Source organism: Streptomyces sp. adm13(2018), assembly GCF_008042145.1.
Classification (GTDB): domain Bacteria; phylum Actinomycetota; class Actinomycetes; order Streptomycetales; family Streptomycetaceae; genus Streptomyces.
Window position 1 is genome coordinate 15,717 of record NZ_RDBH01000100.1, and the last position, 6,843, is coordinate 22,559.

The following is a 6,843-nucleotide window of genomic DNA, read 5'->3' on the forward strand; positions in this document are numbered from 1 at the left end:
TGCGGGTACTCCGGTGCTGGTCAAGTGGTGTGATCGCGGTCATCTAAGGTGGCGAGGGGACAGGAAGGACCTAGCGGTGACGACTGTGGTGCTGCGCTCGACCGATCTGACGCTGAGGCCGTGGGAGCAGGGTGACGCCGGCGTGCTGGCGGCGTTGGCCGATGATGAGGAAGTGCGTCGCTGGACGTCGCACCGCGTGGCGGGGCTGCAGGACGCGGTGCGCTGGATCGCGACCCAGGAGGCGGGCTGGGAGTCCGGGAAGCGGCTCAGCTTCGCCATCCTCATGACTGGGCGGGTTGTGGGGCATATCGTTCTCAAACAGTCCGGCGGCGAAACGCGTGGTGAGGTCGGCTATTGGACGGGTGCCTCGGCACGGGGCCTCGGCGTTGCTTCCAGGGCCGTGGAACTGTTGACGACCTGGGCCTTCGACACCAGGACGGAAGTGGGACTCAGCCGCCTGGAACTAATCCACAACGCCGGCAACCCCGCCTCCTGCCGAGTCGCGCAGAAGGCGGGCTACACCCTGGAGAGCGTTTTGCCACCTCGTGCCCCGCACGAGGCCGAGGGACATCTCCACGCGCGCGAACGCAGTACCGTTCATCTATCTTGACCAGCAGTGTCACGCAGAGCCCCCGAGGTACCGAATGGGCTGGGACTGTTGAGGCTAGGGTCGCTGTCCCTGACGTGAGTTCAAGGCGGCCGTGGCCGACATCGACCACCCGCTCTGCGCGCCCGTCCTCTCCGACCGGGAAGGTGTCCTGCCGCTCTCGGTGATCAAGGCAGTCGTGTCTGCCAGGGGCGAGGGCGCTTCGCTTTCCCCGCGTGCCTGGCTGGCCCTGTACTGCTCGTTGCCCGGTCCGGCCTCACGCTGTCATGGCTGACGGCCGACGACGTCCCCGCCGGGATCATCGGCCAGCACGATCGTTGCCGTGATCCGCTTGCCCACCGGTTCGCGGCAGACGGTGAAGCTCTGGCTGACCGCCATCACGAGTTCCAGCCCGTGCTGACCGATCCGGGTCGGGTCGGGGCCGAGGATCGCCGGGGGTGTGGGGTTGCCGTCCCAGACGGACACTTCGATGGCTCCTCCGTCGACTTCCAGGGTGAGCAGGCAGGGGCCGGGTGCGTACTTGCGGGCGTTGGTGACCAGTTCGCTGACCACGAGCTGGACAGTGCCCAGCACGCGCCCGGATACCGGCAGCCCGTGCACGGCTTGTACGTCGGTGAGGAAACCGCGGGCGAGGTCACGCGCGACAGCGATGTCCTCACTGCCTTCGAACGCCCCGGACGCCGAGATGACGTTCCTCAGGAGCGAGGGCCCGTCCGGGCCGCTCGTTGTCTGTTCCATGGTGCCCCGCCTGTCCCCCGTACTGACCTATGCCGCGCTTCGCCTACCCCCGATTTCTCGTTTCAGGCGCGCGGGCGGGCGGGCTGTCGCCCGTGGTGTCCGTCCCGTTGCGCATGGCGCCGCCGGGCCTACAGCCGGGTGCAGCTCGTTCCGGAGAAGACCGGCAAGCAGCCCGGAGGCCGGGCGCTGAAGCTCCTATAGATCGTCAAGCTGGTCTGCTGAGTCCATAGGATGAGTTCGTGGCTCGGTTCGATGAGGTTAAGGCGACGTTCTGGGGCGAGGGGTTGTACGGGGTTCAGCCGCCGTTGACCGACGCGGTCGTTCAGGCGGCGTACGGTACGGCTGGTGACACCGAGCTGCCGGGTGAGCCCGGCAGCGGACCCCTCACGGCGCGTCCGCGACAGCGACGACGAGCGCAGCGTCCGAGGAGGAAGGCCGTTCGGCGTGGCTTCAGGGCGACCCTTCTCCCACGGCCCGCCCGCGCCCCGCACCTGGCGGGTCAGGTACGGGGCACAAGGCGGGACGGTGTCAGGGAGCTACCACCAGTTCGTGCACAGCGGGGGACCAGCGGGTGCCAGCGCTGCGCAGGCGCGGAACTTCCAGGCGGACGAGCTGCTGGTGTTCTTGGCGGCACTCGTCTTCGGGGTGTCCTGGGCTCCGACGACGAAGGGGCCGCACTGCAACCAGCTTGAGCCTCCGTTGGTGGTCCAATCCATCCACACCTTGTCACCGGGGAGGGTCCATCCGTCGATCTTGGCCCAGCCTCGCTGGACACCACCGAGCGTGGCGTACTGGATGCTGATCCTGGTGCCCCCGCCGATCGTCCGCTGAGTCCCGACCGTTCCGCTGAGGTTGTCGGGAATGTCGACGAACCCGTTCGCGCCGCCTTCGCAGTCGGCGGGACTCGCTTGGGCCGGCCCGCTGACGCCGAACACCGTCACGCCCGCCGTGACTAGGACTCCGGCGACCACCGTGGCCGTGCTGCGCATGATATTTCGCATCAGTTCCCCTACTTGCATGGGCGAATGCTCCGATCCGCACCAGTCTGCGGGTGAGATCGGCGGCGCAGAAGTATACTTTGGGACGATTGCGGACTATCCGGCAAAGGTCTTGAACTCCCTGACCGACCAGCGCGTACCGGCCGTGGGAGGCGGGCCTGCTGCCCGGCCCGTACGCGCGCAGCAACTCCTCCAGGCGGTCGCGGTGCTCCTCCACGAACGCCTCCAAGAGCTCGATGTACCCCGCGCATTCCTCGTCGCCCACCGCGCTCAGTGCGATGTCCAGGAAGTCCGACCCGTCCGGCCCAGTGGCGCGTCCCGGGCGTGGCCACGGCCCACGGGAAGCGTTCCGCGGCCGCCAGGACGTCCGTCGCCTCCAGCGGCGGCACCGGGGCCGGGGTGGGGGCGGGTTCGTCCGCCGTCGTCTCCTCCGGGGCAGGGGAGGCCGGCTGCGAGAGGTGAGCGAGCAGCATGGCGCTGGAGGCGGCACGCCCCCGCCCGGTGGTGGCGGTGGTGTCGGCGATGCGTCGCAGTTGGCCGGCGACGTCGCGGACACCGGCGAACCAGCCGTCCTCGAACTGCGGCTCGGCTCCGTGCGGGGGACTGCTCTCGGAGATCCAGTTGTGGGCGCCGGCCACGCCCCGGCCTCCATCTTCGCCACGATGTCGTCGGCTTGCTCGGCCCCGATGCCGACGGCGGCCAGGGCCTGGAAGACCGTGAACCGCGCGTCGGTGGCCTCGTGCTGGTGGTGGCTGATGCGGGCCAGCTCCTGGCCGTACGCGTCGGCGTCGTGCTGCTCGGTGCTCACGTAGTGCCTCCCTGGTCGGTGCGGGTGCGGTGGGCGGCCCAGTCCGGATCGCGTACGGGCGTGGGCGCCTGCGGCTCGGTGGCCGTGGCGCGCATGATGCGCCGGCTGGTGCGCGGTGCGGTGACGGCGTGGGCCAGGACGACGACGGCCTGACGCCCGGCGCCGCCCCGGGCCACGCCCCGGTGAAGCGGACCTGATCGGCCGCCCAGTCGCCCAGCCGCTGCCACGGGCGCAGCCGCCCGAGGAGATATCCGGCGGTGAGCGCGGCGGCCGCGGTGACGAAGATACCCACCATCAAGACCACCGCATCCCGATTCGGGAGAGCTGCTCGATCCGCTCGGGGGAGAGCGATGTGGCCCGGGAGCGCTGGTTGCCGACCCAGGTGCCGAGCTTGAGCGACACCTCCCGCCGCTCCCGGCCCTCGCCCTCATCGTCACCGCCGAGGGCGACGGTCTCGACCCACTTCCGGGGGACTTGGAGGTGGCCCTCGCGCTGGTAGAACTGGCGGGCGGCTTCGTAGTTCAACGCCCACTTGTCGGCCTGCGTACGGCGCTTGGGCTTCTCGTCCTCGCTGGCGGGCTCGATCCCGAGGACCTGCTCGCACATCCACTGCTGCACGGTCGTGAGCTCGTCCCAGCCGTACCGGACGGACTGTACCCACCGTCCCAGATCCTCGCCCTGGCGCACGACGTCGCCAGCCTGGGTGGGCAGCGCCTCACCGGCGTCCAGGTGCATCCTCACGAGGTGGAAGGCCCGCTGCCAGGTCACCGGCCAGCTCGGGCACCAGGACGCGTCGATCTCCTCCAGCTGCTCGCGCCGCGTCTCCGACAGTGCCCCGGCCGACGTCTCCACCGGCAGCCCCTCCGCGCGCCGCTGCTCGATCTCGGCGGCCTTGCGGGCGGCTGCCCGCGCGTTCTTCAGAAAGATGCCCACCCGGTAGCCCTGGAAGGCGGCATCCAGCGGGGCCAGGAGGTGCCCGTGTTCGGCCGCCCACCCGCGCGCGGCCGCGAGGCCCTCCTCCCACGCGACGTCGAAGTGCGACCACACCATGCCGAGCTTCTCCAGCTGCGCGACGCGGTCCTCGTCCATGTCCCCGCGGGCGTAGAACCGGCGTGCGTCGGCGGTCCACTGCCCCAGCGGGAACCCGGCGAGCGAGGCCGGCCACCCCGCGCCTCCCTCCCCCTGCTCCTGGTCGTCGACGGCGGGCACCCGGAACGTGAACGGCACCTTCAGGTCGCCGTGCTCACGGGCGTAGATGACGGCGGCCTCCACACCACGCCGCCAGTGCTCGTGCTCCGGGTTGAGGACCCGCAGGTTGATGAACGCGGCGAGGGCGGCCGGATCGCGGGGCGTGGAGAACTTCAGCAGGGCCTTGGCGGGGGCACTGACGCCCCCGGAGCCCTCACCGCTCCCGCCCGTGCCCTTGCCGCTCTCGTCCTTGCTGACGGGCTTGTAGCGGCTCGGCGCCTGCTGCTCCGCGAGGCTCTCCACGATCCGCGCGTCGTGCGCCCGCAGCGCCTCCAGCAGCTTCGCCAGCCCGCCGAACGCCCGGCTCGTGAGCATGTTGTCCGCCGTCTCCCCGGGCCCGAGCAGCACCGGCACCACCAGCGAAGCCACCTTGCCCTCGCCGGGCTGCATCCGCAGCGCCCGGCCCACGGCCTGGACGAGGTCGGGCATCGATCCGCGTACGTCCGCCCAGTACACGGAGTCGCAGTTCTTGGTGTCGACGCCCTCGCCCAGCACCTTCACCGAGCTGAGGTAGCACTTCTCCACGACGGTGCCGTCCGTGGCGATCCCGGCCGCGAACTCCCCGAGCAGCCGGCGGCGGTGTAGCGGCTTGTGGTCGCCGCACAGCCAGTCCGCCCAGACCGTGCGCGGGTAGAGCTCCGGGTCGGATGCGTGCAGCTGCGCGGCGACGTCCGGAAGGCCGGCCGCGAAAGCTTCGGCCTCCTTCACGACGTGGTGGAAGACCAGCGTGCGCCGGAAGTTCTCCTCCGCCGACGCCTTCACCAGAGCGGTCTGGAGCGCGGCGAGCCGGGCCCCGCGGACCTCTGCCGACCGGCTTTCGGCGCCCAGGAGCTGCACGGCCTGAAGCGCGGTGTCAGTGACGTCCACGCATACGACCTGGTAGGGGGCACAGATTCCCCTATCGATCGCCTCCGAGAGGGTGAGAGTGAAGCAGCGGCTGCCGAAGGGACCTTCAGGGTCGTCTTCCATGCTCGCGACCAGCTCGCCCGGTGCGCCGGCCGCATCGTCGTCCCCGAGCTGCCACAGCCGGGGCGTGGCCGTCATGTACAGGCGGCGCAGGGAGGGGATCTTCTGGTTGTCGTGGACGACCGCCCACGGCTTCCCGATCCGGCCCGAAACACGGTGGGCCTCGTCCACCACGATCAGGTCCCAAGCCGCGAGACCCGCGGCGTGCGCCCGCTCCAGCGTGCCCAGACCGAGGCTGGCGTACGTGGCGTACAGGGTGACCTTCTCCAAGCCTCGCGTCCACTCCACCAGCTCGTCCACGTCCGTGGTGTTGGGGAAAGACGCTTCCTCGCCCCGCAGCGAGGACACCCCGATCATCGGCCCACGACGGCCTCCCTCGCGCCATGAGGCCTCGGTCTGGGCGAGCAGGTCCAGCGAGGGCACGAGCACCAGCACACGGCCCGCTTGGAGCTCCTCCGCGCTGCGGACCGCCACTCGAGTCTTCCCGGACCCGGTCGCCATGATCACCTGCGTTCGAAGCCCCCGCTCGGGCACAAGTGATCTTGCAGGCAATTCCAGGGCACGCACGACCGCGTCAACGGCTTCTCGCTGGGCCGCCTCGCGGTGATCAACGCGTTCTGTGCTCGACATAACGCCTGCCTTCTCCTAGGGTGCGATCTGGTCGATTCGAGCGACGGGAAACGGGAAACCTGCACGTGGAGGAGCCGCTAGGGCTACGGTTGGACTGACGTGATCGGGTGGCTGCTCTGCCTCACCGGAGCACCAGCAAGGCCGTGGGATGGATCTCGATAACCCTTCGGAGCGGTCCGGGGTTGTGTTCTCCGAGTCCATAGTTTATCTCGGATCAAAAATGAAGCACACAGAACCCGCGCTTCCCTGAAGCGCTGGTACGAAGAGTGCCGACACGCACGATCGATGTCAGAGCACCAGACATAATGACCAGTCATGGACAGGCACAGCACACAGCGGTCGACACTCGTGGTCGACGGAGAGACGTTCGACGTCACCGAACGTCCCGACGAGTTGGGCACGTACGACTTCACCTGGCTATCAGGCCCCAACCCCGGATACGGCTTCACTTCCGCAGTACAGCCGGCCAGGGCATTGAGCGAGCCGGAACTCCAAGCACTGGCGCAGGACTTCTTGAAGCAGGTAGACCCCACGACCGGGCACATCGAGTAGCCCGCTCCCGCAGCCAGCCTGGCCCGCGGCAGCGGGCCATAGGCCCGCAGGCGCAGCCGGAGGAGCCGTTGGTCGGGGGAGCGCAGCGGACCCGCCCAACCTGGGGCGGAGCGAAGCGGAGCACCAGTCACGCCTTGCGCGGCAAGGCCCGGCCTGGGAGCGCAGCGGACAGGCCGTCACCACCCGGACKSMGTCCGGGTGGTGCGCACCTCGCGCAGCGAGGTGCAGCGCGGACGCGGAGCGGGAGCGCAACCACCGGGCGCAGCCCGGTGGTTCGCTTGCTCATCGCGCAGCGA

At 69.8% G+C, this 6,843-nt stretch carries 6 protein-coding genes; 3 read left to right on the plus strand and 3 right to left on the minus strand.

The window, feature by feature from the left end; translation table 11 throughout:
• The first annotated feature begins 76 nt into the window (after nt 1–76).
• The gene (locus tag EAO70_RS09195; RefSeq protein ID WP_187283809.1) at nt 77–610 is read left to right on the plus strand and encodes a GNAT family N-acetyltransferase; all 534 of its coding nucleotides are present in this window, start codon (nt 77–79) and stop codon (nt 608–610) included.
• A 261-nt stretch (nt 611–871) separates the two neighbouring features.
• On the opposite strand, the gene EAO70_RS09200 is transcribed toward EAO70_RS09195, so the two are convergent.
• Together EAO70_RS09200 and EAO70_RS09205 are read right to left on the minus strand one after the other, a co-directional pair.
• Nucleotides 872–1,345, minus strand: coding sequence for an ATP-binding protein (locus tag EAO70_RS09200; RefSeq protein ID WP_148002515.1), 474 nt, complete (start codon nt 1,343–1,345; stop codon nt 872–874).
• Nucleotides 1,346–1,881: 536 nt separating this feature from the next.
• Nucleotides 1,882–2,346, minus strand: coding sequence for a hypothetical protein (locus EAO70_RS09205; RefSeq protein WP_187283810.1), 465 nt, complete (start codon nt 2,344–2,346; stop codon nt 1,882–1,884).
• 670 nt (nt 2,347–3,016) lie between these two features.
• On the opposite strand from EAO70_RS09205, the gene EAO70_RS37785 reads away from it, so the two are divergent.
• Entirely contained in the window at nt 3,017–3,304 is a 288-nt protein-coding gene (locus EAO70_RS37785) for a hypothetical protein (RefSeq protein ID WP_187283811.1), read from the plus strand.
• A gap of 141 nt (nt 3,305–3,445) precedes the next feature.
• Here the strand turns inward: EAO70_RS37785 and EAO70_RS09220 are convergent, their stop codons facing one another.
• Complete coding sequence (locus EAO70_RS09220) at nt 3,446–5,995, minus strand: DEAD/DEAH box helicase (protein WP_148002519.1); 2,550 nt, start codon at nt 5,993–5,995, stop codon at nt 3,446–3,448.
• Between the two features lie 315 nt (nt 5,996–6,310).
• On the opposite strand from EAO70_RS09220, the gene EAO70_RS09225 reads away from it, so the two are divergent.
• Complete coding sequence (locus tag EAO70_RS09225; protein WP_148002520.1) at nt 6,311–6,547, plus strand: hypothetical protein; 237 nt, start codon at nt 6,311–6,313, stop codon at nt 6,545–6,547.
• Nucleotides 6,548–6,843 lie beyond the last annotated feature (296 nt).